At 51.0% G+C, this 24,467-nt stretch carries 27 protein-coding genes; 5 read left to right on the forward strand and 22 right to left on the reverse strand.

What is annotated here, in order from left to right; all coding sequences use genetic code 11:
• Positions 1-6: 6 nt before the first annotated feature.
• The 11 genes from FIT99_RS09025 to FIT99_RS09075 all read right to left on the reverse strand — a co-directional run bounded on the left by FIT99_RS09025 (position 7) and on the right by FIT99_RS09075 (position 10,116).
• Positions 7-600, reverse strand: coding sequence for an SRPBCC family protein (locus FIT99_RS09025; RefSeq protein ID WP_140003989.1), 594 nt, complete (start codon positions 598-600; stop codon positions 7-9).
• Positions 597-1,703, reverse strand: coding sequence for a vWA domain-containing protein (locus tag FIT99_RS09030; RefSeq protein ID WP_140003990.1), 1,107 nt, complete (start codon positions 1,701-1,703; stop codon positions 597-599). Before FIT99_RS09030 ends, FIT99_RS09025 begins: the two co-directional genes overlap by 4 nt.
• Positions 1,703-2,305, reverse strand: coding sequence for a hypothetical protein (locus FIT99_RS09035; RefSeq protein WP_140003991.1), 603 nt, complete (start codon positions 2,303-2,305; stop codon positions 1,703-1,705). The genes FIT99_RS09030 and FIT99_RS09035 overlap by 1 nt, the downstream gene beginning before the upstream one ends.
• On the reverse strand, positions 2,302-3,333 hold the full coding sequence (locus FIT99_RS09040; protein WP_140004709.1) for a vWA domain-containing protein: 1,032 nt from the start codon (positions 3,331-3,333) through the stop codon (positions 2,302-2,304). The genes FIT99_RS09035 and FIT99_RS09040 overlap by 4 nt, the downstream gene beginning before the upstream one ends.
• Before the next feature lie 2 nt (positions 3,334-3,335).
• Complete coding sequence (locus FIT99_RS09045; RefSeq protein WP_140003992.1) at positions 3,336-4,262, reverse strand: hypothetical protein; 927 nt, start codon at positions 4,260-4,262, stop codon at positions 3,336-3,338.
• On the reverse strand, positions 4,259-5,170 hold the full coding sequence (locus tag FIT99_RS09050; RefSeq protein WP_140003993.1) for a DUF58 domain-containing protein: 912 nt from the start codon (positions 5,168-5,170) through the stop codon (positions 4,259-4,261). The genes FIT99_RS09045 and FIT99_RS09050 overlap by 4 nt, the downstream gene beginning before the upstream one ends.
• Positions 5,171-5,215: 45 nt before the next feature.
• On the reverse strand, positions 5,216-6,235 hold the full coding sequence (locus FIT99_RS09055; protein WP_140003994.1) for an AAA family ATPase: 1,020 nt from the start codon (positions 6,233-6,235) through the stop codon (positions 5,216-5,218).
• Between the two features lie 129 nt (positions 6,236-6,364).
• Complete coding sequence (locus tag FIT99_RS09060; protein ID WP_140003995.1) at positions 6,365-6,640, reverse strand: methanol dehydrogenase [cytochrome c] subunit; 276 nt, start codon at positions 6,638-6,640, stop codon at positions 6,365-6,367.
• Between the two features lie 103 nt (positions 6,641-6,743).
• Entirely contained in the window at positions 6,744-7,271 is a 528-nt protein-coding gene (moxG, locus tag FIT99_RS09065) for a cytochrome c(L), periplasmic (protein WP_140004710.1), read from the reverse strand.
• Between the two features lie 117 nt (positions 7,272-7,388).
• Entirely contained in the window at positions 7,389-8,228 is an 840-nt protein-coding gene (gene moxJ, locus FIT99_RS09070; RefSeq protein ID WP_140004711.1) for a methanol oxidation system protein MoxJ, read from the reverse strand.
• A 91-nt stretch (positions 8,229-8,319) separates the two neighbouring features.
• Positions 8,320-10,116, reverse strand: coding sequence for a methanol/ethanol family PQQ-dependent dehydrogenase (locus FIT99_RS09075; RefSeq protein WP_140003996.1), 1,797 nt, complete (start codon positions 10,114-10,116; stop codon positions 8,320-8,322).
• Between the two features lie 300 nt (positions 10,117-10,416).
• Between FIT99_RS09075 and FIT99_RS09080 the strand changes: the two genes are divergently transcribed.
• Genes FIT99_RS09080 through FIT99_RS09100 form a run of 5 tightly spaced genes read left to right on the forward strand, consistent with a single transcriptional unit; the run spans position 10,417 to position 14,932 of the window.
• The gene (locus FIT99_RS09080) at positions 10,417-11,784 is read left to right on the forward strand and encodes a histidine kinase (RefSeq protein ID WP_140003997.1); all 1,368 of its coding nucleotides are present in this window, start codon (positions 10,417-10,419) and stop codon (positions 11,782-11,784) included.
• Entirely contained in the window at positions 11,771-12,124 is a 354-nt protein-coding gene (locus FIT99_RS09085; protein WP_140003998.1) for a hypothetical protein, read from the forward strand. Before FIT99_RS09080 ends, FIT99_RS09085 begins: the two co-directional genes overlap by 14 nt.
• 12 nt (positions 12,125-12,136) lie before the next feature.
• Positions 12,137-12,769, forward strand: coding sequence for a response regulator (locus FIT99_RS09090; protein ID WP_140003999.1), 633 nt, complete (start codon positions 12,137-12,139; stop codon positions 12,767-12,769).
• Between the two features lie 14 nt (positions 12,770-12,783).
• Positions 12,784-13,530, forward strand: coding sequence for an ABC transporter permease (locus FIT99_RS09095; protein WP_140004000.1), 747 nt, complete (start codon positions 12,784-12,786; stop codon positions 13,528-13,530).
• Positions 13,523-14,932 carry a DUF4350 domain-containing protein gene (locus tag FIT99_RS09100; protein WP_140004001.1) on the forward strand — a complete coding sequence of 470 codons (1,410 nt, stop codon included), beginning with the start codon at positions 13,523-13,525 and terminating at the stop codon, positions 14,930-14,932. The genes FIT99_RS09095 and FIT99_RS09100 overlap by 8 nt, the downstream gene beginning before the upstream one ends.
• Positions 14,933-15,014: 82 nt before the next feature.
• On the opposite strand, the gene FIT99_RS09105 is transcribed toward FIT99_RS09100, so the two are convergent.
• From FIT99_RS09105 to FIT99_RS09155, 11 genes are all read right to left on the reverse strand, one after another.
• On the reverse strand, positions 15,015-15,428 hold the full coding sequence (locus FIT99_RS09105) for a hypothetical protein (protein WP_140004002.1): 414 nt from the start codon (positions 15,426-15,428) through the stop codon (positions 15,015-15,017).
• A gap of 80 nt (positions 15,429-15,508) precedes the next feature.
• Complete coding sequence (locus FIT99_RS09110; protein ID WP_140004003.1) at positions 15,509-16,027, reverse strand: hypothetical protein; 519 nt, start codon at positions 16,025-16,027, stop codon at positions 15,509-15,511.
• A gap of 344 nt (positions 16,028-16,371) precedes the next feature.
• A complete protein-coding gene (locus tag FIT99_RS09115) occupies positions 16,372-17,352 on the reverse strand; it encodes an EpsD family peptidyl-prolyl cis-trans isomerase (protein ID WP_140004004.1) in 981 nt (326 codons plus the stop codon).
• Positions 17,353-17,483: 131 nt separating this feature from the next.
• Positions 17,484-18,173, reverse strand: a complete 690-nt coding sequence (locus tag FIT99_RS09120; protein WP_223261165.1) for a CAAX prenyl protease-related protein — start codon at positions 18,171-18,173, stop codon at positions 17,484-17,486.
• Between the two features lie 44 nt (positions 18,174-18,217).
• A complete protein-coding gene (locus FIT99_RS09125; RefSeq protein WP_140004005.1) occupies positions 18,218-18,892 on the reverse strand; it encodes a hypothetical protein in 675 nt (224 codons plus the stop codon).
• Positions 18,893-18,901: 9 nt separating this feature from the next.
• Positions 18,902-20,524: a putative porin gene (locus tag FIT99_RS09130; protein ID WP_140004006.1), complete on the reverse strand. Its 1,623-nt coding sequence runs from the start codon at positions 20,522-20,524 to the stop codon at positions 18,902-18,904.
• A 49-nt stretch (positions 20,525-20,573) separates the two neighbouring features.
• Complete coding sequence (locus tag FIT99_RS09135) at positions 20,574-21,290, reverse strand: TonB C-terminal domain-containing protein (RefSeq protein WP_140004007.1); 717 nt, start codon at positions 21,288-21,290, stop codon at positions 20,574-20,576.
• Between the two features lie 3 nt (positions 21,291-21,293).
• Positions 21,294-21,698, reverse strand: coding sequence for an ExbD/TolR family protein (locus FIT99_RS09140; protein WP_140004008.1), 405 nt, complete (start codon positions 21,696-21,698; stop codon positions 21,294-21,296).
• A 3-nt stretch (positions 21,699-21,701) separates the two neighbouring features.
• Complete coding sequence (locus tag FIT99_RS09145; RefSeq protein WP_140004009.1) at positions 21,702-22,112, reverse strand: ExbD/TolR family protein; 411 nt, start codon at positions 22,110-22,112, stop codon at positions 21,702-21,704.
• Positions 22,113-22,122: 10 nt separating this feature from the next.
• Entirely contained in the window at positions 22,123-23,799 is a 1,677-nt protein-coding gene (locus FIT99_RS09150; protein WP_140004010.1) for a DUF2341 domain-containing protein, read from the reverse strand.
• A 161-nt stretch (positions 23,800-23,960) separates the two neighbouring features.
• Entirely contained in the window at positions 23,961-24,461 is a 501-nt protein-coding gene (locus FIT99_RS09155; RefSeq protein ID WP_223261166.1) for a PEP-CTERM sorting domain-containing protein, read from the reverse strand.
• Positions 24,462-24,467 lie beyond the last annotated feature (6 nt).

Consider the following 24,467-nt stretch of genomic DNA (forward strand, 5'->3'; position numbering starts at 1 on the left):
GCGCACTTAAGCACACACCGACATCCCTAGGCTTTTCAATAGTGGCCGCAGGCTCACGCAAATTTTACTGCGCCAGCCAATACTACTAGTGGCTGCATTGATGCGACCTTCTTTCAGCCCTTGCAAGCCGTCTTTAACAAAGCGATCCACGGCATTTTTCGCGGCTTCGTCATCTTGCCCGGCCGGCGGTTCATTGCCGGTAAACGCACGGTAATACCGGGCGGTCCAAGTCACTTTGGCATGGGCACCCTCGGCGGCGACTTTGATTTTGCCATTGAGTGAACTCACAGGCAGCGCGTCAAGATCCACATCCCCCGACAAGCGGTAAGAGACTGTCATGTCTGTCGCTGACACCTCATCAATCTCTTGCAACAACTGCTTGCCATTATTGAGGGTGATTTTTTGTTGCTTGTCATTTACGGTTTCGCAGGCTTTCACTTGCGGATGCCATTGCGCCAGACCACACGGGGCACTCACACGTTGCCACAAGGCGTCTGCTGCTGCATTTACCTGAATGGATTCATCGGTTTTCTGCGGGGTTGGGCCATGTGCCCACACTTGTGCACTCATGAGTCCAATCAGTAATAAAGACCACTTCATTGTTGCTCCTTCTGTAAAAAAATTGATTTGCGTGACTGATGCAACGACTTACGTATCGCCTGCCAAATGCCTAAAACCCCTGTTGTGTCGGTAAACGTCAGTAACAAATACAGCAGCCAACAGACGATGACTGGGATCGCCAACCAAGGTCTGAGATCAGTATCGGCCCAGCGCCAAGCGGTCATACCCAAGCCGGTGGCCCAGTGGCTGGCCTGCGCAGACTGATCTAAACGCACAAACTGCAAGCCACTGCTATCCGCCAACCGCTGCAAATTCTGCGCATCTAACGCCGACAGATGTGCATTGTTCAGCAGATCATTGCCGGGACCATGACCGGCATTGCGGTCATGCTGACCTTGTTCCATTGCCAATACCGATAAGGTCTCCGCCATCCCGAAATTGCCAAATTGCTGCACCTCTTCCTGCGCCCAATAACCGGAAATTGCATTCTTTTCATCTAGCTTAGGGATTTTGCTGGGCGTAGGTTGGCCCATCCCGACCAGATAGCCCTGAACATCCCCTGCTTTGCCGGCATAAGCAGGCATATATTTTGGATTGGCGGGTGGGGCTTGTTGGCCATCAGTGAAAAACATCAAGCGCATCTGTTTACCAAGCGCCGGCGTCTGTTCGAGCGCGTGAAACACCCCATGGGTAATAAAGGAATCTGCCGCCCAAGCCATGCGCCAATCCATGCTAGCAACGGTTTGGTCCAGGGCGGCGAAATGCGCACAGACCTCTACGGGCTCCACCAGCTTGACCACATTGCGCTCGGTAAACATGCCCAGCGCCACCTGCGAGCCGCAAGGCAAGGCCGATATGGTGCTGCGGATGCTCTCTTTCGCAACTTGCAGACGGCTGACACTTTTACCCGCCCTCTGATAATCGGCCACATTCATGCTCTGGGTGATGTCCACCACGAAATACCAGGCATAGACGCGATTCGGTAATCGCGCGTGGGGATGCAACAAAATGAGCGTCAGCAAACCAAAAGTCACCAGCAGCGCCCGCATGCGCCAGACATCTCGCTTCGAACCGTCACCACGCAAGGGATCGATGCGCCTGCGCAACGCGGCGCGCCCTGCTTCAATCCACTGAAAACGCATTAAGGCATGCCTCTCGGGTTGCCCGGCATGGCAGGCCAGCCACTGGGCTCCTCTTCTGCTTTGATCTGCTCATCTTCATATTGCTGCGGCCCGGACATGCCGTGTGTGGTCGGCGCCAAGCGCAATGCCAGATGATAGTTATATTTTGCTTCTGACCAATCGGGGGCTAGCCTCAACGCTTTTTGATAACTTTCTTTCGCCAGCGCCACCAAGGGACCGGCCTCATCCCACGCAGGTAATCCGCGCTGTTCCAACAAGCCAATCGCCGTGCGCAGGTAGACATTGCCAGAATTAAAGTAGGCTTGTTGCCGCAATGAATCGCCTTCTGGCACTTTGCGCATCAGGGCGGCGTAAGCGGTTAATGCTTGCTCAACCTGGTGCTGGTTGTCATAAAATACCGCGTTGGCAAACAAGGCTTGCGGTGTTTGGTGCGCGTCCAGCCATGTATTTTCAATCAGCCGGTGGGGTTGTACACTGCGGCGATACACCTCCGCCTGGTAGATCTGCATCAGTTGCTTGATCAGCATCACGCACGCAATCAGGATGATCACACCTGCCCAAAATACACCACGCCGCGCAACAACGCGCAGTCTTCCAGTCATGCCTGCCATCGTTTCAGTTCCAATGCATACAAACAAATCAAACAGATAGACGCGAGCCAAGCCAATGCATAGGCGTATTGGCTCAGGTCCTGCCGGGAGACCGGCTCAAGATAACGCGTCGGTTTATTTTTGAGTTTAGAAATATCGTTCACCGCAGCTTTCACCGCTTCGGGGTTTTCAGCCTCATACACGCGGTAAGGCACATGCAGTGTTTGAAAATATTCGTGCAGGGCATATTCAGGATAGGCATCAATATTTTCGCCCTCTGCCAAACGTTGCTTGAGGCTGACACCACTTTCAGAGCGCAGATAAATCCAATATAGCGATGCTTTTTGCCGCATAAACATGGCGCGCAGCATGTCCTGCGTTTTGCCATCTAGATGCGCGCCACCGTCAGACACTAACACCATGGCGCGCGCGCCAGTGACTGGCTGGTCAGCAAAGTAATCGAGCGCCATGCCCAAGCCCCGCGCCACCGCAGTAAATCCCATGCCGCCTGCCTCGGTGGCATCCAGTGCGGCCTGCACAAAGCCCCGGTCATTGCCCAGTGGCGCCGCTAAAATCGGTGAGGTACTAAACGTCACCATGCCCATTAAGTCATCATGCCCTTGCGCTACCAGTGTTTTTAGCACGTTGCGAGCGACCGCCATCTTAGGGACGCGCGCTTGCTGATCACCTGTGTTTGCAAAGGCTTCATTCATGCTGGCACTGCGATCCAGCACAATCATGACATGGGCGCCCCGCCCGACTTTCTCCACATACTGTGCTTTGAGGTATGGGCCACTCAGCGCCAGGCTCAATGCCAGCACCAACAGGCTGAGGGCGATTTTCCACAACCGATCCAGCCAAGCGGATAGCGGATCTTGGGGCAGGCCTTGCAAGGCAGGATGCGGGAAATTCATTTGCCCGCGTAACACCCATGGCAATAGCGATAGTGGTAACAAAAGAAATGGCCAGACACTCGTTAGCCCCCAATGCTCGCTATCGCCTGCCGCCAGCCACACTGTTTGCGCGCCCGCCGCCCACATGCTCAAGAAATCTCCAGATGGCTCAGATTTTTAGCCAGTTGTTGTAATGCATTCAAAGAGAAAGACACCGGTTTGCCCGCAAAAAACGTTTGTTGCACATCCTGATAAAAATGTTGCAAGTTATCGCGATATGGCGCCATGGCTGCATGCGAGGCCAGTAACCGAGGCAAGTTCTCTGTCGTGACGGCGTAACCGGCACATAGATCTACCGCGCGGCTGATCAGACGCATCGCTTGCATACGCGTCGCCTGTTGATCCGATTTGAGGCGGCGGATGGCACGCCATGCCTGCCTGAATGGCATGCGTTTTTCTTGCGGGAACTGCAGCCAGCCCAGATACCAAGCAACATAACCGATGCCTAGCATGAGTAAGCTTCCCCAGCCAGCCAGTGCCCACAGCTGGGCAGCACGCGGCCATGCTGGCAGCGGCGCATCCGGGTAGAGTTTGACGTGCTCGGCATCAATGCGAGCCGGCAATAGGCTTGACACAATGACTTTGTCAGCGGGTAGATCGATCGCTAGCCGTTGCTGGTCGCGCTTGAATTGCAAATGCAGCGGCTTCAGCGGCAGGGTTTTTACCGTATCGCCTGCGACAAAAATTTGCCAATCGATCTCCAGTTGAATCACGCGTTCGCTTTTATCGTCGCGCGTTGTCCAGTGCGCTGTTCTGAGTTCTATCGCCTCATTTTGTGCGGGCAGCGGTAAACTGTCTGGATCTAGTTCAAAACCGGCAGGGACATGCAGCGTGATGTGTTGTCGCGCAATACTGCCCAAGGTGTAATCTGCTTCGCGGGTGTAGCTTTCGGCACGGGGTTGAAGATTCGTGGCGGCATATGCCACCTGCATCCCAGCCAGCCCAATGAGGCTCGCAATCAAATGAAATATCCAATGTGGCATTTGCCTATGCGTTGCATACAAGCCCAGCTTCATGCCATGGTCTCCATTAAATGACGACTGACGTCTTCGGCGCGCCAACCCGGGTTGAGCCACAAGGGTGAGCGCGTACCCGCTTTTAATAAGCTGGCATTGAGCACATCGGTTTGCTGGGCAGCATGGTCAGCAATCTGCTGATGCAATCGCCGTCTAAGCATCCAGCTTCGCACTTCACCGGTTTCCATATCGCGCAGGCGCGCCCAGCCAAAAGCAGGCAAGCCAGTCGTGGCTGTGCGGTCGCGGAGGACAACTGGGACCACATCGTGCTGCTGCGCCGCGGTTAGGGTTTGTTGCAGCAAGGCATCCGGCCAGTAAAAATCAGATACCAAAAACACCAGCGCCCGTTGCGGACCGAGCGACATTATTGTTTGCGGGAGTCCGCTGGCCGTGCGCCCTGCTGCATGAGGCTGTGACGCCGCTTGTTGCCAATATTGTGTGACTTGCTGTGCCAGCGCCTGCGCTGTCCCCGGCTGAAAACTAGGCAACACTTGCCATGCCGCTTGTTCAGCGGTATCTGCGCCGCACATGCCGAACGCATCGCCTTGCCGATTGGCAGACCACGCGAGCGAGCAAACAAATTCAGTTACTTGCTGGCGCATATGGGCCTCACCCTCAAACCACATTGAGCTTGAGAGATCAACAATGGCGTATACCCTGACAGCGGCGCGTTCGAGATAGGTTCTGACTAACCACTGCTTGGGCACCGTGCGCACACTGGCACGGATGTCGATGCGTTTCGGGTCAGGGCATGCCAGTAACGAGGCAAAACCAGCAAAGTCACTGCCATTGCCAGCATGGTTGGTCAAGTTAGCCCCGACATGATAGGACTGAGCGCGCCAGTGCACATTGTAGAAAAACTGGCGCGGCTCAAAGTCAGCATGTACCAACGCGGTAGGATGACGCATGTCAACAGCGGGTCCGGGAGATGCAGAAAGAATCGCCATATCAACCTAAGGCGCAGATACTTTGTCGAGAACCGCGCGCAGCAGCAGGGGCGCCAGTCGAGCGTGTTGCAAGGCATAAGTGCCATTGAAAAAGACACGATGGGTCATCACAAACGGCCACACGGCACGGATATCATCCGGCGTTAAATAATCACGGCCTTCGATCCAGGCACGCGTGCGCGCACTGCGCATCAACATGGCGGTGCCACGCGGGCTGGCACCGCCAGCCAACAAGCGTGACATATCCACATCTGGCAGCTGGATACCTGCGGCCAACGGGTCTTTTAACACGCGCCAAAGGTCAACGGCATATTCCTGCAATGGCAACTCTGCCCGCACCGACGCCTGTATGGTTTCTGCCACCGCATTCAGTTGATCGTAAGGCGTTAACCCTGCCGGCAGGCTGCTGATCAATGCGTCGACATCATAAAAACGGGTATCGAACATCAACGCCCGTTGCAGGTCACGCGCATCGGGGGCCTGCACCGAAATCTCCATTAAAAAGCGATCACGGGCAGCAGCTGGGATTTCAAAGGTTTCTTCACGTTCTAGGCGATTCCTGTCGGCAAATACGGTGAGGTGCGGAAAACGATACTCGCGGTTAAAGGCATTGACCGAACGCTCAGCCATCAGCCGCAAAAACAAGGCATGTGCCTGCGGCCGGGCACGATTGATTTCATTAAAGAAAAATACAGCCAGTGCATCATCATGCTGCAATAGCGGGCCGGGCTGCACCGCGGCTTGTCCGTGCTCATCGATATAGGCATGATAAAGAAAATCGCTGGGCATCAAATCAATCGCCCCTTCAATGCGCTGGTAGCCGCCCCCTAACAATTGCGCAGCGGCGCGAAGTAAAGTGGTTTTACCTACGCCGACATCGCCTTCCAGCAACACATGCCCGCGTGAAAAAATCGCAATCGTCAATGCGCGTACCTGCGCGGACATCCCCAGCACAACACTGTTCAAGGCCTGCTCAAACGCACATGCGCGCTCACGCCATTCAGATAACGCTATTTGTTTTTCCATACTTTATCCATGGTTCAGATTGAAACAAGCCACTACCCACTGCTGACAGAGGGAACCGGATTGCCACATTCATACGGGAAACGAAGCTGACATCAGAAGCGATGCCAGCTTCTTGGGGGGAAATTCAGATTACTTCACGTCAAACACGAAATTACCGCTGGATTTAGCATTGGCAATACGTTTTGCATTGCGTGCATCCATGGCTTTGATGGCTTCCTCTTGCTTGTTGAGTTCTACCGGATCATGTTTTGGGTCATATTTCGAACCCGCAATTTTTTCCGGGTAGCCGGGCTTGGCTTCCCAGCAATTGCCTGGCTCTTTACAGTTTTGACCGTCATAAGCCAGTGCCTGATTGGACAGTGCAAACACACCGGCCATTGCCAGTAATGTCAGTACGTGTTTCATCACTTTCTCCTTTATTACAAATTAGCTGGTGTATTGTGTTGATCTATTGTTTTGATCTAACGAATGGCCCACCAGCCTCACCATCCGCTAATTCTTTATGTGCTTAGGCGTGCGGGGCTGCACCGTCGGTTTTCAGGTTTTCTTCCGCCTGATGACGAATCCAAGCAATCACATGCAGAATTTCGTCGACCGACAAGCGTCCTTGTTGCGGACCCATCATGCCCGCCGCACCGCCATAAATGGTTTCAAAAATACCCTTATCCGTTTCGTTTTTTGGATAGGTCCAGTAGGCATCCGCCAACGCAGGGCCTAGCTTGCCCTCGGCCAAATGACCGTGACAACCAGAACAGGCAGTTGAAAAAATGGTGTAGCCTTTTTTCACCGCTTCTGCATCGCCTTTATAGGGGTTCTCCCCCGTTGCCATAAAGTGCTTGGCCTCTGGCGTAAAGGTCTCGCCTTCCATCGGGGATAATTCCAGCACGTCGCCTGATAAGGTGCCGCGAAACTCCATGGCGGGGCCGTCTTTCAATGCTAAGTGTGTAGGCGCAGCCTGCTTAGGCGCCGTATACGTAGCGGTTTGCGCACTGGCGGCATCCTCCCGCGCACACGCCACGGTGAGAAAAGTCGCCATCACTAAGGCAGAGAGCCCCAAACTCAAGGCGAGCGGGTGTTTCAGGGGGCGCGATTGCGGTTGTTGAAAATCTTTCACTTCAAACTCCAAAACTGAATAAATGGAAATTACGACGATTTACTGACTCAAGAGCGGAATACCTTCGTCTTTGAGAATGCTGGTGATTTCTGCGCCATGAGCATCAATCACGCGATTCAACACATCGACTAACTCAGGGTGCTGTTTGCTGACCCCCATCACCACGCTGTAATGCATGGGGATTTTTTCGCCATTGGTTTTTTGCGCGTTGTCATCTACCAGCACCATTTTTAATGGCACCTCAGACGACCGCACATAACGCGCAGCTTCTGGCGCCCACAGCATGGCCATGTGCAGATGCATATTGGAGACATCATTGACCAAGCGAGATGGCTCGACGTGAATATAGCGATTACGTGTCGATTGGAAGTTCTGAATCTCGGTGAAGTAATCAAACATGTCATCAAAGCGATTAATTTGCAGCAACATGTTTTTACCTGGGCTGTCAGGCATGACACCAATACGAAAATTCTTTTGTTTTAAATAAGGATGATCCCAGCTAGTCACCTCAATTTCGCGGTCTTGCCGCGTGATAAAGACATAGCCAGAACGGTAATAAGGTTTGGTCACCAGCACACGCGGATCTTGAGGATCGGTGCCGATCAACACATCGCATTTGCCCGCTTCCATGTCTTTTTGCAAGACCAGCGGGTTGGTCCACCAGAAATAATTGACCGGCATATTCAATGCCTTGCCAATCACGTTTGCAATTTTGTTTTCAAAGCCTTCTTTCTTGTCATTAGAAAAAGGCAACTCGGTTTTACCGGCACAAATATTCAGGGTATTGGCCGCCAAACTAGGCAAGGCACACACGCCCAGTGCCACAGACAAGCAAATGCTCAACCATGCACGACGACTTTTTTTCACTTCAGGCAACATTTGTTCTCTTCTCCATTGAGAGAACAGGATGACCGGCCCGCCATAAGGCTGGCGGCCATCCTGGTCACGACTTGACAAGGTTATGGTTGAATTACAGGCTGAACACCATCAAACCGCCACCCATTTGTGTGTGGTTTTGCAGCTCTTTGAACGCACCCACCGCACCCAAACCAGCACTTGGATCGGTCAGGTCAAACACCAAACCAACGCCTGGCCAGCCACCTACGCCATACATACTGCCGACGTACTGTTTGCCCTTAAAGGAGTAAGTCATTGGAGAACCGATACCACCGGATGGCATCTTGAAGTTCCACAACTCTTTACCGTCTTTGTTATCCAAAGCCTTCAGGTAACCGTCCAGCGTGGCGTACCAAACCAAACCGCCTTTGGTGTACAAAGTACCGCCCCAAGCCGCGAATTTCTCCCACTTGGTCCATTTTGCTTTACCAGTGGTCAAGTCAAATGCACGGATCTGACCCATTTCTTTCTTGGTCGGGCCGTTGGGACCTGGGTACATCGCCAGTGTGGCACCGACGAAGAACTGACCTGCACGGTATGGCAGCATGAACGGCTCCCAATCCATACAAATATGGTTCAGGCCTGCATACAGCGTCCGGCTTTCAGGATCGTAAGAATCCACCCCTTGGTTATGGAAACCCATCGCGGATGGGCAAATGTTGGTGCCTTTGTGATCCATACGTGTGGCGAACTCAGGATCGCGTACTGGCGTGCCTGTTTTCAAGTCCACTTTTTTGAACACATTGACGGCTGGGTCCACTTTTTCAGCCACCACTAAGTTGCCGTTTTCACGGTTCAAGGTGTACAAGATACCGTTACGGTCAATGTGGCTCAGCAGCGGCGTCATTTTGCCGTTCACAGGCTGATCAGTCAGCACCATCTGGTTCACCCCAGCAAAGTCCCACTCATCGTGTGGCGTTTTTTGGTAACCCCATTTGGCCATACCAGTGTCCAAATCACGACCCCAGATAGTCATGGTCCACTTGTTATCGCCGGGACGCATGGTTTCGTTCCATGGTGCTGGGTTACCTGAACCGTAGTAGAACAGGTTCAATTTTGGATCATAGGCATACCAACCCCAGTTCGTACCGCCGCCAATTTTCCAAGCGTCGCCTTCCCAGGTTTTTAAGCCCAGACCAAACTGACCATAATGTGGATTGTCTTTGTTGAAGTCTTTTGACAAGCGGATAGACTCGTCTGAACCGGTGGCAAATGCACGCCACTTCAATTCACCTGTTTTGAGATCATAGGCATTGACTGCGCCACGCACACCCAGCTCAGCACCCGAGCAACCCATTAACACAGTGTCTTTCGCCACAAACGGCGCTTGTGTCAGTGTCTGACCCACTTTCGGATCACAGACTTCAACTTCCCAATTGATTTTGCCGCTTTTCGCATCCAAGGCCAGCAAATGACCATTGGCTTGTTTTTTCACGATTTGGCCGGCACCGTAAGCGAGACCACGGTCAACCACGTCACAACACATGACGGCTTTGGTAGAAGCATCTTGCTTAGGTTTGTGCTGCCAAACGATCTTGCCCGGGTCATTCAAATTTAAGGCATAAGTGTTGTTTGGAAACGCAGAGTGGATGTACATCATGTCGCCAATGACCAATGGCGCACCTTCGTGACCATTGAGCACACCGGTCGAAAATGACCATGCCGCTTTGACATTTTTAACGTTAGATTTATTAATTTGCGCCAAAGGACTGTTGTGCTGACTATAGTAGCCACCCGTGGCGATCGGCCAGGCACCGGCAGTATTCACTGCTTTGTCCAAGTCTGCATCTGCCCAGGCAACGCTGGAAACACTTGCAAACAAGCCTCCCAACAACGCGCCTAGCAAGACGCGAGATGATGATTTTTTCATAAGATCTCCTAATCTCTGAAGAATTAAGTTTTACGTGGTGTCGCAGACATCCCCCCGAATGCCAAACTTCACGACCGAATTGTTAATAATTTGTAACATTGGTCATAGATGAAAGATTCCCTATCATCCATTCAAGAATTCATCTGCTTAAACTGGTCAACAACGGGAATCTTTCACGGGGTCATGCATGGCGATGTGTTCTATAGTGCGCAAGGTTGCACATAGCGGGAGCGCAATCCCTTCTGCTATGCAGCATTCAAAACGTTCGGTCATTTAGTCATGCATTCTTATCAACGATCTATGCCAGTCATTACTGCCCTACACAAACTGGGAAAACTCAGCCGAGCCAGTCAAGACACGCTCATTGTGGTGACGGGCGTGCTGATGACGTTTATTGCAGCGTCGGCATTTGATCTGGCCGAGCGGGTTAATGCATGGTTACTGACGTATGAATATGCGCAACTGGATGAGGTCCCGCTGACATTATTTGTGCTGGTATTGCTCAGCGTGTGGTTCAGCCAGCGTCGCATGCGGGAGATTCATGCGGAAATTTTGCACCGCAAGCGCACCGAAGCCGAGTTGAGCAACAGTCAGCAACTCTACAAAACGCTATTTGATGGCGATCTCACGGGCAATGTGGTGCTTGATATGGATGGGAATATTGGCATGCATAACCGCGCTTTTGATCGCATTTGTCGGCCACTCAGCCACGACAGAAATGCCTGCGGCCTGTTTGCCTTCGACTGGGCAGACTTTGTGATGCAATTGCAAGCGCAGCATGAAATCAACTTTAACAAACTGCAAATCCGCCGGCCAGATGGCCTGCCTTGTTATGTCGGCGCCCGCTTTGTGTATGTGCCGTCAGCGGCGCGTAAACCAGCGCAAATTCATGGTTATCTGATCGACATGACGGAGCAATGTCTGGTCGAACTGGATTTAGAGCGCACACTCAATGAAAACCGCGTATTGGCACGCCATGCCATGCAGATGCAAGAGCAAGAACGTAAATACATTGCGAGTGAAATCCATGATGAAACCGGGCAATATTTGACGGCCATTCGCATGGATGCGCTCACTTTACAAAAAAGTGACCCCGATCAAGCCCATGTCATTGCGGTGAGAATTGCCTCCAACACCCAGCATGTGCAGCAGTCTATCCGCGCCCTGATTAAGCACTTGAGACCACCCGCGTTAGATACGCTCGGCTTAATTGGGGCGGTTGAACGGCTCATCAATGATTGGAAAAAATTAAATCCGCTGGTCGAATGCCATCTCGCTTTAGACACCGGTGAACAAGCGTTACATGAAGACACCAATATTGTCGCTTTTCGTGTGGTGCAAGAGGCGCTCACCAACATCGCGCGGCATGCAGATGCCAGTGAAGTTTGGGTCACCATACAGATCATCAAGCGCCAAGACAAAAGCCTGCTGCAAATTGAAATTCGCGATAACGGTAAAGGCATGGATACCACACAGGCCAGCGAAGGCGTGGGTTTGGTGGGTATGCGTGAACGTATCGAGTCCTTGCAAGGCAGTTTCAAGCTGATGAGCGGCTTGCAAGCCGGCACCCTGATTACCGGTCAACTGCCCTTAAACACCAGCAAAGCGACACCCAAAGCCGCTTCTTTATTATCAGACCCAGGAGTCAACGACTATGCAACCTCTTAAATGGTTAGCCCTCAGCGCGCTCATCTTGCCGCTCACCCTGTCAGCAAAAGACTTGCAGACCTTAGAACAACCGTTTTTGCAGGCCTACAGCGGCAAGTCGCGCCAGTTTGTCGAAGAGCAACTGGGCAAACCAGTGAAAAAAGAAGTCGCTGTCAAACCGCACAATGCGGACCAGATTTTACAGGCGCAATCGCAAGCCGCTCCGGGGGCAGGGGAGCAAATCGAGATGTGGTATTACCAGGGCAAAATTCAATATGCGCCTAACAAGTTCTTTAACACCGCCGAACTGACGTTTGCCGATGACAAATGTGTGAACATCACGTTTGCGAATAAAAAATAAGCAGTGGCAGCCATGGCAAAAGTGATGATCGCCGACGACCACGCCATGCTCCGGCAAGGCTTGCGTACCATGTTAGAACAAGCGCAGCATGAGGTCGCGCCCGACGCCTTAAGTGGCGAAGAGGCCTGCATGCTGGTAGAAAAAAACCATCCTGACTTGTTGATACTGGACCTAGACATGCCCGGTATCGGCGGCCTAGAAACGCTCAAGCGGATTTTGCACCGCAAACCACAGATGCGCGTGCTGATTTTTAGCATGCACGATGATTGCATCTATGCCACGCGTGCGATTCAGGCAGGTGCCCGCGGCTATGTGACCAAAACAGAACCGCCCGAAGTGGTATTAGAAGCGGTACAGAAGATTCTCAAGGGAGGGCGTTATATCAATAACGAATTAGCGCAAAGCTTGTCGATGTACCACCTCGAGAGTCAGGAAAATCCAATCCAGAAACTATCGCCACGCGAATTTGAGGTGTTTCGCCGTATCGCGCAAGGCGAAGCCTTGGCGGCCATTGCCAAAGCGATGCACATTGGCTACAAAACGGTGGCGAATATTCAGACCAATGTCAGGCAAAAGCTTGGTGTTGAAACCACCGGGCAAGTCGTGCATATTGCGGTGCGTTTTGGCATCATCAAAGGGTTGTAGTCACCGTGCTTGCCATGATGCTGATCATTGCGCGCAAAGAATTGCGCAGCCTGTTTGCCACGCCGATGGGCTGGCTAATATTGGGCATATTTCAGGCCATTGTCGGCACCTACTACAGCCTGAGTTTTAACCAATATTTTGAAATCATGCACAGTGCGCAATGGCAGGTGCAGCGCATCGGTATGACACAGTTTATGGCAGAGGGCGTGTTTGGGGTGGCGGCCATATTGATGCTATTGGTGGTGCCGCTCGTCTCGATGAAACTGGTCAGTGAAGAACGCAAAAACCAGACCTTGGTGTTACTCATGAGCGCTCCTTTGAGCATCAGCGAACTCATTCTAGGCAAGTTGCTGGGGATGGTACTTTTTCTCAGCCTGTTAATCATCAGCATGGTGGGAATGATTGCAATGCTATTGCCATGGACAGAAATAGACCTACCCTATCTGCTCACCCACGCCTTCGGTTTATGGTTGTTGATGGTCGCCAGCAGTGCCTTGGGGCTTTATATCTCTTGCCTGACTGCACAACCGCTCTTGGCTGCGTTTGGCAGCATGAGCGCGCTCTCAGTGTGCATGCTGCTAGACAAATTTTTTAGTGATGACCATCAGGCACTATTTCATGCGTTGTCACTAATGCAGCATTACCGCCAACTCTCATTAGGCATGCTCAATAGCCGCGACATCCTGTTTTTCATGCTGTTTGCGCTATTTTTTGTTTTGCTTGCGATTCACCGATTAGAGGCTGATCGACGCCATGGCTAAACACAGATTTTTTTCAGCCATCAAGCGCTGGCTGGCTAGCAACGGCCTTGGCTGGCCACACCCGCTGGTAGTGCCTGCCATGGTGTTATTCATTTTGCTATTGGGTAGCCTAGCCTGGCAGTTTCGCATCATGGTGGATACCACGCACAATCAGCGCAATACCTTGTCATCCGCCAGCTTAGCGGCGTTACAGCAGTTGTCAGGGCCAGTCGAAGTGACCGCTTTTTGCAGCAATAGCCCTTATAAAGGGCGCTATTTCAGAAAATCGATCAGCGCATTGCTGCAACGCTATGAAACCGTATATGCGGATTTGCATATGCAATTTATTGATCCCGCCACCGCCCCTACCTTGGCCCGCACGCAGCAAATCAAAAAAGAAGGTGAAATGATCATCCGCTATCGTGGCCAAGAAAAGCGCATGTATTTACCGTATACCGAGCAAGCCTTTACCAACGTGCTGCTGCAATTGCAGCACGGCGAACGCGCGCCGCTATGGTTTATGGCGGGGCATGGTGAAACTGTGCTAGAAGATACAACGACGCATGGCGGCAGCGTGCTGGCCCAAGCGATGCACAACGCTGGTTTACGTTTCAACTCGGCACACACCCTGCCCGCGCTGGCCCAGCAAGATCACATGCGCCCGACGCTGGTGCTAGCCGGGGCCAGCAGCGCTTATCCCGCCGACCAAGTCACAGAAATCACCCACCATGTTGCGCTAGGCGGCAATCTCATCTGGCTGGTCGACACCGCACAAACACAAGGCCTACAGACGCTAACAGACACCCTAGGCATCGAGATTAGCGCAGGCATGGTCATCGACCCGGGCAACCGAGCATTCGACATTCCGCTCCACAGCTTAAGCACGCAACACTATGCGGCACAGGGCCCAACCGAAGACTTTGCCCTGCGCACCTTTTTTGAGCAAGCCCACGCCATTCAACGCAATCGCCAACCGAATGACGCTTGGCACACCCTGCCACTGGTCGCCGCCGCAACACAAGGCTGGACCAGCAAACATTATCGCCCGGGAGCCTCCGCAACGCAGATTCAGTTTGATGCTAACCAAGATGTACAAGGACCGGCGACTATCATGCTGGCCTTAGAAAAAACGCTTAAAACAGGTGAGCGACAACGAATTTTAGTCATCGGCAGTCGGCAGTTTTTTAGCAACCAACAAATTCAGCGCGGCGGCAATTTGGCACTCACTCTGCAAAGTCTAAAATGGGTAGTCAATAACCAACCCAGCATCCATGTTCCAGTGACCCCGCTGAGAGACAGTGTAGTCGCCCTACCCACCAATCAAACAGGGTTGATTCTGTTATTTAATAGTTTTCAATTTGGTCTGCCAGCCCTTTTAATATGGGCAGGCTGGTTGCGGTGGCGCCGTAAACAGCGTGCTTAACTGAACAAGCACTGCGTACTGATGTTGTTACATAACGTTTGAATAAGAGGCACGCTTGAGTGTGTCACGCTTGAATGATGGGTTAGGTACCATTAGGCGTATCCCAGAAATGCAGAATTCCCTCTGGTAGCTTGCCTGTGAGGCTTGTGTAATTTGAAACAGCTCTCTCAAGCATCTCCTCTGCGTCTGCTTTGATGTCGAACTCCAGCGACTCGTCACCGGCATAGTGTTTTAGCTCATTACGAGTTAAGTTCATTAAATCAGCAATTGTCTTATCGATGTTAGGTTCGTGTTCTCCAAGGTGTCGGGCAAACTTAACTATCGTTTCCTTGATGTTGTCGAATGAGGGCTCAAGGCCAAGCTTGCGCATGCGCTTCCCTAATATCTCTTCAGCAGCACCAGCAAGAGTGATGCAACTGATGAAGTCTCCATCGCGCCACATTTGCAATGCAGTTATTAGCTGACGCTCGGCAATCTCAAGTGCGGTAAGTTTCATGGGATTAGTTATTGGGCGCCTGACGTTTGACATAAGGGGCGCGCTTTAGCGCGTCCCACTTGAAGGATGGGTTGGGAATATTAGGCTTGTCCATAATGAAACTTTGCTTCTATATGTGTGACCGTTAGCTTTTTCTCTTTTTCAATGTTCCAAGAGTATGTTGCATTGCTTGATTGCGCGGATTGCAGCCCATCAATAGTTAGGAACAATGTAGATAAAAGATGTGCCGACGTGACTGCTGCAATAATTGAATGAAATGCCTCATCGTCAACAACAAGGGTGCCTCCAACAAAATTATTCAGTGCATCTTCGTGAAAAATAAGTGCGCCAGCCGTATTTTTTAACTTGTACTTCTCTACCCAGTCAGCATTTTTTGCTGCAGCAATTAACCATAACGATATTTCAAGGTCGGTCGCATTCTGCCCGTTTGAAAGCTCGATGGCGTTGGGGTCTTGGAAGCGAGCAAGCACATCCCAAGTTTCTCGTGGTGGCGCCTTAAAAGGCTCACTGACTTTGGATTCGGTGTATGGAGAGTGGATTGAATGCCGCCAATTTAGAACATCAAGTTGAATGGTTGCCGAGGGATTGCTAATAGTCATTCAAGTATGCCCAACAGTAATTATAGAGACCCATGGGCCTCCATATGATGAATCGGATTTTTGATATGCATAACTAGAACCCCTTGCCTCTCATTAGTTTTATTGTTCAAGCGTCGCTTTATTGAATTATTTATAGAGACAGCGCGTTCAGTTTTATTGATTTTAGACGAAAGGGCCAAATTTTCAACGGATGCAGTGTGATGAAGGCAGCATGGTGAGGTTTTTGTGGTTATTTCATGCCGTTTAATCCTGCATTAAATGCCGTACGCCAAGCGAGCTGTAAAGGGCAATAGGCAATAAAAAACCCCGGACAGGCCGGGGTTTTTGGGAATCACTATGGCTGGTTATAGGCCAGAGAGTCCTTTTTCAATGGCTTGATTTTGCTGTGCAGGTTGTGCGGTGGTTTCTGACACAGGCGCTGCAACAGCGGCCTCTGGTTTGCTCTCGGCGGGTGCCGTTGGGGCGGCCGGGGCCGCGTTCGCGCCAGAATCCAGCGTCAGCTTGGCAAAGTCACCGTAGAACTCAACTTTGGCGGCTTTGCGAAGGCTAGATACCTCATTTTTAATGACGGTTTGCTGACCGGCGTTAACCAAAAATTGTTGAATTACTGGTTTGGCTTTTTCTTGGTCCACTGGTTGACGATCTACTTTCGCCAAAAACAGTAACACCAATGCTTGCGGGCTTTTTACAACCAATGTGTCGCCGGCTTTCAAGGTATTGAGTTTTTTCAGCAACTCTAATGGCAATTGCTCAGCCGCTTTGCGGCTGGCATTTGCGCTAAACACATAGTTGTTATCTTTCAACCATTTAGCAACTTCATCAGCTGATTTCGCAGTGTTAATGCCGGCTTCAATCTCGCTGGCATGTTGGTTGCCATCTTTCACCGCAAACTCTTGAATCACATAGACGTTACGCTCGCTGAATAACTCAGGGTGTGTATCGTAAAACTTTTTGATTTCTTCCGGGCCCGGAGCCGCTTGTTTTGCAGCTACTTTTTGCATATAGGCTTGCGCAAGCACCTGCTGCTTGGTGGCTTCTAGCACTTGTAATACGTTTGGATCGCGGTCAAGTTTTTCCTCGATAGATTTTTGCTTGAGCAGTTCCATATCGACCATTTGCTGCAATACTTTTTCAGACGCTGCTTTAACTTGCGTTTGATCGAGCTTACCCACTTTGGATAAAGCAAAGTTCAATTGATGCACGGTAATTTCACTGCCGTTTACCTTAGCCACTACTTGTGAGCCCGCTTTCGCAGCGTCATCATGTTTACTGCACCCTGCCATGACTAACATCAGCGCCGGTACAATTAATGCGATTTTTTTCATCATCACCCTTTAATATTTTGGTATTTTTTGTGTTTTGTTGCGACGAGTCGCCAACTGCTTAACGGTTGACTGCTGGCGCGTCTTGAGTCTGCATGACCACATTCTTCAAAACACATGTTATCACACTCTTTTTACCAATATTGCCAGTGACCACCACACACCACCCATGCACCCAGCACGGCGTTTGTGGTCACGTGAGCGAGTATCGATACCCAGAGCACCTGAAAATGACGGTATAACCAGGCATATACCAGTCCTGCCAACAGCCCGGCTAACCAAAGCTGATGTTCTATTGCAAATAATATACTACTTACTATGATTGCATAAGCGCTCACCATGGCGGGCGACACCGACATAAAATCGGCGTGATCGAGTCTGCGCATTAAATAAGAACGCCAAAACAGTTCTTCGATCACCGGCACTACCAAGGCCGAACCACTCCAGCGACATATTAACCAGAATATATCCGCCGTGGTGTTGGTCGGCATCGCCGCGACCGGCCCTGCGACATGGCCACCCAGCCAAGCAGGATAAGGGGCTACCCACACTAAAAAAACCAGCCCGCCCGCCAATACCGCTGTCAGCAGTTGCCAGACACTGGGCCGCGTGCGGAGTTCGAGGTAATCTCTACGAAAGTAGAGCAGCAGGCATAATGCAGAGACACTGCGTATCAAATAGGTGGGTTCAGCGCCTAGGCCAAGCGCCAGCAATCCTTTAGCTAGCAAGGGTTCTAGCGCCAACAATACGATGAACCCGATGAAAGGGTAAATGCGGGCACGTTCATGCCGGTTAAACCAAGTGTGCAGTAGTGCAGTCATCATGCCAGCCGATCGTCAAAAAACCGAGTCGCCAGACCTGTCGCAGGTCATGGCTTGGCTATTGTATCAACTTTATTTTCTAGCAGCTGCGTCTGTTTGCCTTGTAATATGTTTTCTAACTCTACCCGTTTGAGTTGAAAAAATGGTTCGGCACGCAAAATGCGCTGATAAGCGCTCGCGTCAGCATACAAGCCAACCAAATCATGACCATAGGCATATAAACGGCTGTTTTTCTCTTCGCATGACAATAACTGCTGATGCTCGCTGCTCACTTTGGACACTAAATTTTTGCGCTGTTGGTCGTTGGTGTCGAGATCCGCTTTAGCCAGCTTGAGTTGTTGCTCAGTAGCTTCAAGCCGTTGCGACTGTTCGGCCAATTGCGCCTGCAATTGCTGCACCTGTGCGGCCAAGGCTTCTTTTTCACGACCCAGCTGTTGTTTCTCAGACGCCAACTGCTGATTCGCTTTGACCTGGCCTTGCAATCTGGCTGAATGCGATTGCTGTGCACGCTGCGCCTGATCCAGTGCTTGCGTTAAGCCTTTTTTATCCTGCTCAAATTGGGTCTGCAACGCTGATTTTTCGGCTTCGAGGTCCTGCTTCATTTTTTGCATCAACATGGTGGCGCGTCTGGCCGCTTTGTCCTGTTTTTCAGCAGCCACGCTCTGAGTGGGATACCCTCCAACCAACCAGATACTCACCAATAAAAACAATGTGATTTTCATGCTGTTCCCTTAGAATCTTCCATTAAAGTCGACAAAGAACGTATCGATAGAAAATGGCAAACCAGAGATTTCATCCGCACTGACATATCTTGATGATAGCCATGCATTTTTGCCCACACCATATTGAGCGCCCACATAAAAGCCTTTTGCATCCGTGCCACCAAGACGGAAGTTCGAATCAGTAAACCCATCCAGCATGGCATCGGCCTCTAGACGACGGTATCCGCCAAAGACTTGCCAGTCATGCAATTTTTTAATTATTGGCTGACCCACCATCATAGAAAGCTCATAACCCTCGTTTTCTTTTTTATAGATGTTGCCAGTACGCCGAGAAATTTCATTCTGATCAAAGCCAATATTTTGCACATAAGCACCATGTAAAATCACATGCACCGGGTCAAAAACTGCTAAATCGACCTCACCGGTGAAGTTGATCAGTTGAAACTGAGAGGCCAGTCCACACAAACCGTTAGAACCGCACAAATTACCATTGGTAGTGCCGTCATTGATACTGAATGTCTGGTTACCTTTTTGTCGCCATAACGCCACGGTCCCTGCGTACTTCAGACTATCGTTAACCGGATTCCGCTCACCTTCTACATTTTTAAAATCGTAGTATGCAACGCCAAGTTTGACTTTGCTTTCGTTACTCGACGTCCACTCAATCCCTCCCTGTGCCGCATATAACCATTTGTCCCGAGCCTTATTCGTATTAGAACTCTCCACCTCTTCAATTGGAAAAGCACCTACTGTTGAAAATAGCTTCCAAGACTTGTTTATGTTTGGGTTAGCCTGTGCCGAAAAACCATCAAACGCAAGATCAGGATCCCAGATTAGGTCCGTGCCAAAGGTCTGGTTACCCGTAAAAAATGGATTTGCAAATCGACCACCGGTCAGAGTGAGCCAATCATAAGGCTTCGCTTCAAGAAAAGCCCTGTCCAAACCAAACACAAACTTACCTTGAGAAAATCCCTCAGTTTGGTTCGGGGTCACGGGCGTTTGTAACATCCCGGTAGTGAATCGAATACCGCCATTTAACCATTCATTGATATGGATGTTTGCACCAAACAATGCACGCACACGCTGACGTTGACGATCCTCGGTTGAATTGTTGACAACCATATTTTGCACTTCGTTGTTCAGTGTTCCAGGAATCGCGTTTGTATCGCTAAACATGTCTTGCTGATAACGCAAGCGCAGTGCGCCCGTCCATTCGATACGATCAATCCACTCTGGCAAGCCTAAGCGTTCTTCGGTTTTGTAATTAAGCTTTTTCATCACATCTTGCTCAATTTCAGCACGCATTTCGTTTTTGACATGCTCAGGAATATATTGCACGCGTATCGACTTTGGTTGCCCAACCGCTTTTTCTGGGAGCTGCGTATTGTCGGCCGCCAATGCGTCAGCTTCATTTTTTGCTTTAAGCTTGGCTTGTTGCGCCTGTTGCAATAGGATCTGCGCCTTTTCTTTGGACAAGACACCCTCTTGCACCAGCAATTCGATCAAACTCATGGTCGTTGCTCTCACTTCCTCAAGCGATTCACGCTCCCCTGCAGCTACGACCTCTGATTGCAGACCAAACAAGGTGGTCACTATCAAAGGAATCATCCAATTTTTTGCTTTAATATTCATTATCTTTCCCTAATTTCTAAGCGCTTTTAATGCATTGTCTATATCGTTTTTAAGACATATTTTTGGAAGCCATACGGACGACAACTTTTCTAGGCATATCCTCTGGCGCTGATTCTTTCAAGGGCGGAATTCTGTTTAACACCTTGCGAATCAATGCATCTGTTTCGGTATCCCCAGTGGAATCAATTAATTCGGCATGATCAATATCACCCTGAGCATTCAAAAACACTCTGACGTCAACTTGGTACTTGATCTTATTTAAACCATCCTCGGCATCGAGCGCTTTTTTGATCTGCGCATCAACCTTATTGGTGAACCAAGCAAATGCCGCCATATTTTTTCTCCCACCGATTTTGGGTCCGGTAGTCACATCGCCGCCTTTATATTCATTGTTCACCGCACCAGACTGAAACGGGCTAGGTCCATCGCCAGCAGCCCCTTCCATCTTCAAGTTTTCGGCAGGCGGGGTTTCCGCAGGCTTGGCCACCGGCTCCTTAGGTGCCTCTTTCGGTTGCTCTTTAGGCGTCTCTTTGGGCGGCTCTTTGGGCGGTGGCGGGGGTGGCGGAGGCGGCGTATCTGGCAACAACTTCACCGTAGTGATTTGCTTTTTATGCGTGGCGCCGCCAGAAAACATTTTTTTAATGCCATAGCCGATGCCTACCAAGAGCGCCAATAGCAGCAATGCAATGAGGATTCTTGTTGTCCACAAACGCGTTGCAGACACTTGCCCTTCGTCTGCAAACGCGTCAATCTCAGGTGCAGCCATGACTCAAGTTCCAATCTTGCCTGTGACCAGGCCGACATTTTCAATTTCTAGGCGATTGACCAGATCAATCACGCCGATCACGCCTGCATAAGGCGCCTGTGCCTGGCCTTTAATCATGACGTTAAATTTTGGGTCGAGGGCTTTCGCTTGGTTGAGTTGCGTTTCCAGCTCAGCCATGCTCACCCCTACGCCGTTAATGGTCAGCGTGCCACCTTGTTGTACCTGTACGATTTTGATGTCGTGTTTTTCAGTGCTGGGCTTGTTTGACGGCTTCGGTAGATTCATAGTCAAGCCCTGAACCCCTGCGGTCGTCATCAGAATAAAAATCACCAGCAGCACGTAGGCCAAATCCAGCATCGGTGTGATATTGATGGTGTCGTAAGGCTGGGCGTCGTTTTGTACTTGCATGAGTTACTCCACCACTTTCTTGGTCACCAGACCGACTTCGGTGATGTCCAACCGCTTACAGATTTCAAGCACTTCAGATACCTTTTCATAATGGGCCGCCGCATCGCCTTTGAGCACGACAGGTAACTCCGGTTGGCTGCTTTTGTAGGCCGCCAGCCGCTGTTCCAGTTGCGCCATGTCCACCGGAAACGCATCCAGATAGACACTGCCATCACTGGTGACCGTAATCGCGCGCATTTGCGGTTTGGCCAAGGCCGTCGTGTTGGCGGTGTGTGGCATGTCCACTTTGACGCCCTGCACCGATGCGGTTGTCATGATGATAAAAATCACTAACAACACATAGGCCAGATCAAGCATGGGCGTAATGTTGATTTCATCGTAGAGCTGGTTCTCTTCCTTGACGCCTTCTGACATGGCTTAAGCCTTATTCCTTACCGTAAAGCTCAGCGGTACGCGTAATGAACTCATCGACAAAAATCTGCATGGCGATGGTGATGTTTTTGACGCGACTTGCCAGATAGTTATAACCAAACAAGGCTGGAATCGCCACGCCCAAGCCGGCCACAGTAGCCAGCAAGGCCGCCGCAATCCCCGGCGCAATCGCGTTCACGTTCACATCTCCTGCGGCGGCAATCGCAGCAAAGGTAATCATCACCCCCACCACCGTGCCTAACAGGCCAAGAAATGGTCCGCCAGAAATCGCAATCGTCAGCAACACCATCATGCTGTTCAGACGCTGGGTTTCGCGCACCTGATCGGCGTCGACGGCGGCTTTGATCGCATCAATGGAGGCCCCGCTCAACGAGACTTTGCCATCATGCTCACGTTTTTTGATTTCACGTAGGCCGGCTTTGTATAAACCAAACAGATTAGAGTTCGCATAGGTGCCGGTTTTATCTAAACCCAGCAAGTCATCCGCAGAGGCTTGTTGAAAACGCTTTAAAAACAAAGCATTGTCTTTATCAGTGCGCACTACCATCATGGCTTTGCTGAACATCACCCAGACGCTGATGGCAAACATCACGCCCAAGATCCCGATCACCACTTTGGCATCGAGCGTGAGGCTATCAATCAAGATGCCCATGTAGTTAGCTTCACCCTCTTCGCCGGCTTCCTCGGCATCGGCGGCAATCACCTTCACCATGTTGGCATCGGTGCCTTGTGAGGTCGTCACCAGTGCCAACCAAGAGGCACTGCGTGCCGTCGACGCCAGTTGCCACTCATCCACTTCTGCGGCTAAGCCCTGCCCCAGGCTCACGGTGGTGGTGGCTTGCGCATCGCTCGCAGCGACCTGGCCGGCCGCTTGGCCATTCACATACACCACGGCCTGACCGCCTTGAAACACCAGCGCAATATGTTGCCACTGGCCAGCCTTGAGCTCACCGGCTTGCGTGCTGGCAGACCCTGCTTGTAAGGCCAATGCACTGCCTGCCATTTTCAAAGTCACATTGCCGCTTTTGAAAATCTCAGCGGTTTGCGGCACATTGGCTGGCTTTAACCAGACGGACCACGTCCCGCCATTGGCTAATGCAGGCGCATTAGGCAAGGTGATTGTGAGCCCGCCGTTACTCAATGTGGCACTCTCGGCAATCAAGCCCGCTTTTTGTAAGGTGGCATTACCGCTCGCCGTCAGTTGGCTCGGGCCGCTATCTTTAAGTAAGCCATTTTCAGAAAAGGCAAAACGTGCCAACAGCGCTGGATCATTGAGGGCTTGCGCATCACTGGCCGCTTTTGCCCCCTCGTTACCGGTATACAAACTGATCGCCAGCCCTTTATTGGCGGCGGAGACTTGCGGCAGCACTACCCAAGCCACAGCCAGCTCGTTCACCGCATCATATTTTTCAAGCAAAAATTTGAGTTCTGTTTTGTCATCCGCAGCAATAAAGCGCAAGTCCGCGCCATCGACATTGGCACTGGTGAAATCAAAATTGCCCGAGTGCAGGCGCACCAGTACCGGCGCCTGATTCACGGCCTCTTTAATGCTGGCAGTCTCCAGGGTAATTTTTTGTTGTGTTGCCCAATCTGCGTTCCAAGCCGCCATCGCTGCGGTTGAGAGACTGAGCCCTAATAATCCAAGCATTAAACCAAACGTGTTCTTCATAGCTTCGCTAACGAGTTAATTTGAGTGGCAAGTCTATAGAGCGAATGTTGCAGACACATTAAGATCGGACTAGTCGGACTATGTCTGACCAATCGCTTTTATTAGACATAAAAAAAGCCCGGCGAACCGGGCTTTTACGTGCGATGCACGGGTTGGTTGCGTTAAGACTTGCGACGGGTCGCGATCAGACCAATCAGGCCTAGTCCGGCAAAGATGAGGCCAGATTGTGTCGGCTCAGGGACAGCTGCGGCATAGGCCAGACTACCGGTGCCAGAAAAACCCAATGTGGTGTCATAGGCAAAAAAGGCATCTGAAGTATCTGCATAACCAGCAATCAGACTGAAACCAATGGCAGGGCTGCTGGAGTCAACAGACCACTCCAGGCCTGTAAACACGCCATCTTGAAACACAGCGGTAGCGTCGGCCAATGCTGGCGTACCCAAATTAAACAGGCTACCGCCGAAGTTGAAGTTCAGGCTGCTCAGGTTGAGTAGCTCAGTCCCTGAGGCCAGCAAACCGGCATCATCAAAGCTGAACTGGCCCTGATAGCTGGTGCCGTTGTAATAACCGGACTCTACCTGACCAGCAAACTGCAGCGATTGAATAGCCGCTTGGGCTGGCATGACCACTGCCAACAAGGCGATGAGTGTGATTTTTTTCATAAAATG

It is taken from the genome of Methylophilus medardicus (genome assembly GCF_006363955.1).
GTDB lineage: Bacteria > Pseudomonadota > Gammaproteobacteria > Burkholderiales > Methylophilaceae > Methylophilus > Methylophilus medardensis.

Excerpts from the sequence above, each read along its gene's own strand:
- FIT99_RS09080 (WP_140003997.1), top strand. The coding sequence starts at position 10,417 with ATGCCAGTCATTACTGCCCTACACAAACTGGGAAAACTCAGCCGAGCC.
- FIT99_RS09075 (WP_140003996.1), bottom strand. The coding sequence starts at position 10,116 with ATGAAAAAATCATCATCTCGCGTCTTGCTAGGCGCGTTGTTGGGAGGC.
- FIT99_RS09040 (WP_140004709.1), bottom strand. The coding sequence starts at position 3,333 with ATGTGGGCGGCGGGCGCGCAAACAGTGTGGCTGGCGGCAGGCGATAGC.
- FIT99_RS09025 (WP_140003989.1), bottom strand. The coding sequence starts at position 600 with ATGAAGTGGTCTTTATTACTGATTGGACTCATGAGTGCACAAGTGTGG.
- FIT99_RS09115 (WP_140004004.1), bottom strand. The coding sequence starts at position 17,352 with ATGAAAAAAATCGCATTAATTGTACCGGCGCTGATGTTAGTCATGGCA.
- FIT99_RS09090 (WP_140003999.1), top strand. The coding sequence starts at position 12,137 with ATGGCAAAAGTGATGATCGCCGACGACCACGCCATGCTCCGGCAAGGC.
- FIT99_RS09135 (WP_140004007.1), bottom strand. The coding sequence starts at position 21,290 with ATGGCTGCACCTGAGATTGACGCGTTTGCAGACGAAGGGCAAGTGTCT.
- FIT99_RS09150 (WP_140004010.1), bottom strand. The coding sequence starts at position 23,799 with ATGAAGAACACGTTTGGTTTAATGCTTGGATTATTAGGGCTCAGTCTC.
- FIT99_RS09155 (WP_223261166.1), bottom strand. The coding sequence starts at position 24,461 with ATGAAAAAAATCACACTCATCGCCTTGTTGGCAGTGGTCATGCCAGCC.
- FIT99_RS09050 (WP_140003993.1), bottom strand. The coding sequence starts at position 5,170 with ATGCGTCATCCTACCGCGTTGGTACATGCTGACTTTGAGCCGCGCCAG.
- FIT99_RS09140 (WP_140004008.1), bottom strand. The coding sequence starts at position 21,698 with ATGCAAGTACAAAACGACGCCCAGCCTTACGACACCATCAATATCACA.
- FIT99_RS09120 (WP_223261165.1), bottom strand. The coding sequence starts at position 18,173 with ATGATGACTGCACTACTGCACACTTGGTTTAACCGGCATGAACGTGCC.
- moxJ (WP_140004711.1), bottom strand. The coding sequence starts at position 8,228 with ATGTTGCCTGAAGTGAAAAAAAGTCGTCGTGCATGGTTGAGCATTTGC.
- FIT99_RS09060 (WP_140003995.1), bottom strand. The coding sequence starts at position 6,640 with ATGAAACACGTACTGACATTACTGGCAATGGCCGGTGTGTTTGCACTG.
- FIT99_RS09110 (WP_140004003.1), bottom strand. The coding sequence starts at position 16,027 with ATGACTATTAGCAATCCCTCGGCAACCATTCAACTTGATGTTCTAAAT.
- FIT99_RS09130 (WP_140004006.1), bottom strand. The coding sequence starts at position 20,524 with ATGAATATTAAAGCAAAAAATTGGATGATTCCTTTGATAGTGACCACC.
- FIT99_RS09145 (WP_140004009.1), bottom strand. The coding sequence starts at position 22,112 with ATGTCAGAAGGCGTCAAGGAAGAGAACCAGCTCTACGATGAAATCAAC.
- FIT99_RS09095 (WP_140004000.1), top strand. The coding sequence starts at position 12,784 with ATGATGCTGATCATTGCGCGCAAAGAATTGCGCAGCCTGTTTGCCACG.
- moxG (WP_140004710.1), bottom strand. The coding sequence starts at position 7,271 with ATGGCGACTTTTCTCACCGTGGCGTGTGCGCGGGAGGATGCCGCCAGT.
- FIT99_RS09055 (WP_140003994.1), bottom strand. The coding sequence starts at position 6,235 with ATGGAAAAACAAATAGCGTTATCTGAATGGCGTGAGCGCGCATGTGCG.
- FIT99_RS09030 (WP_140003990.1), bottom strand. The coding sequence starts at position 1,703 with ATGCGTTTTCAGTGGATTGAAGCAGGGCGCGCCGCGTTGCGCAGGCGC.
- FIT99_RS09100 (WP_140004001.1), top strand. The coding sequence starts at position 13,523 with ATGGCTAAACACAGATTTTTTTCAGCCATCAAGCGCTGGCTGGCTAGC.
- FIT99_RS09125 (WP_140004005.1), bottom strand. The coding sequence starts at position 18,892 with ATGAAAATCACATTGTTTTTATTGGTGAGTATCTGGTTGGTTGGAGGG.
- FIT99_RS09045 (WP_140003992.1), bottom strand. The coding sequence starts at position 4,262 with ATGAAGCTGGGCTTGTATGCAACGCATAGGCAAATGCCACATTGGATA.
- FIT99_RS09035 (WP_140003991.1), bottom strand. The coding sequence starts at position 2,305 with ATGACTGGAAGACTGCGCGTTGTTGCGCGGCGTGGTGTATTTTGGGCA.
- FIT99_RS09105 (WP_140004002.1), bottom strand. The coding sequence starts at position 15,428 with ATGAAACTTACCGCACTTGAGATTGCCGAGCGTCAGCTAATAACTGCA.
- FIT99_RS09085 (WP_140003998.1), top strand. The coding sequence starts at position 11,771 with ATGCAACCTCTTAAATGGTTAGCCCTCAGCGCGCTCATCTTGCCGCTC.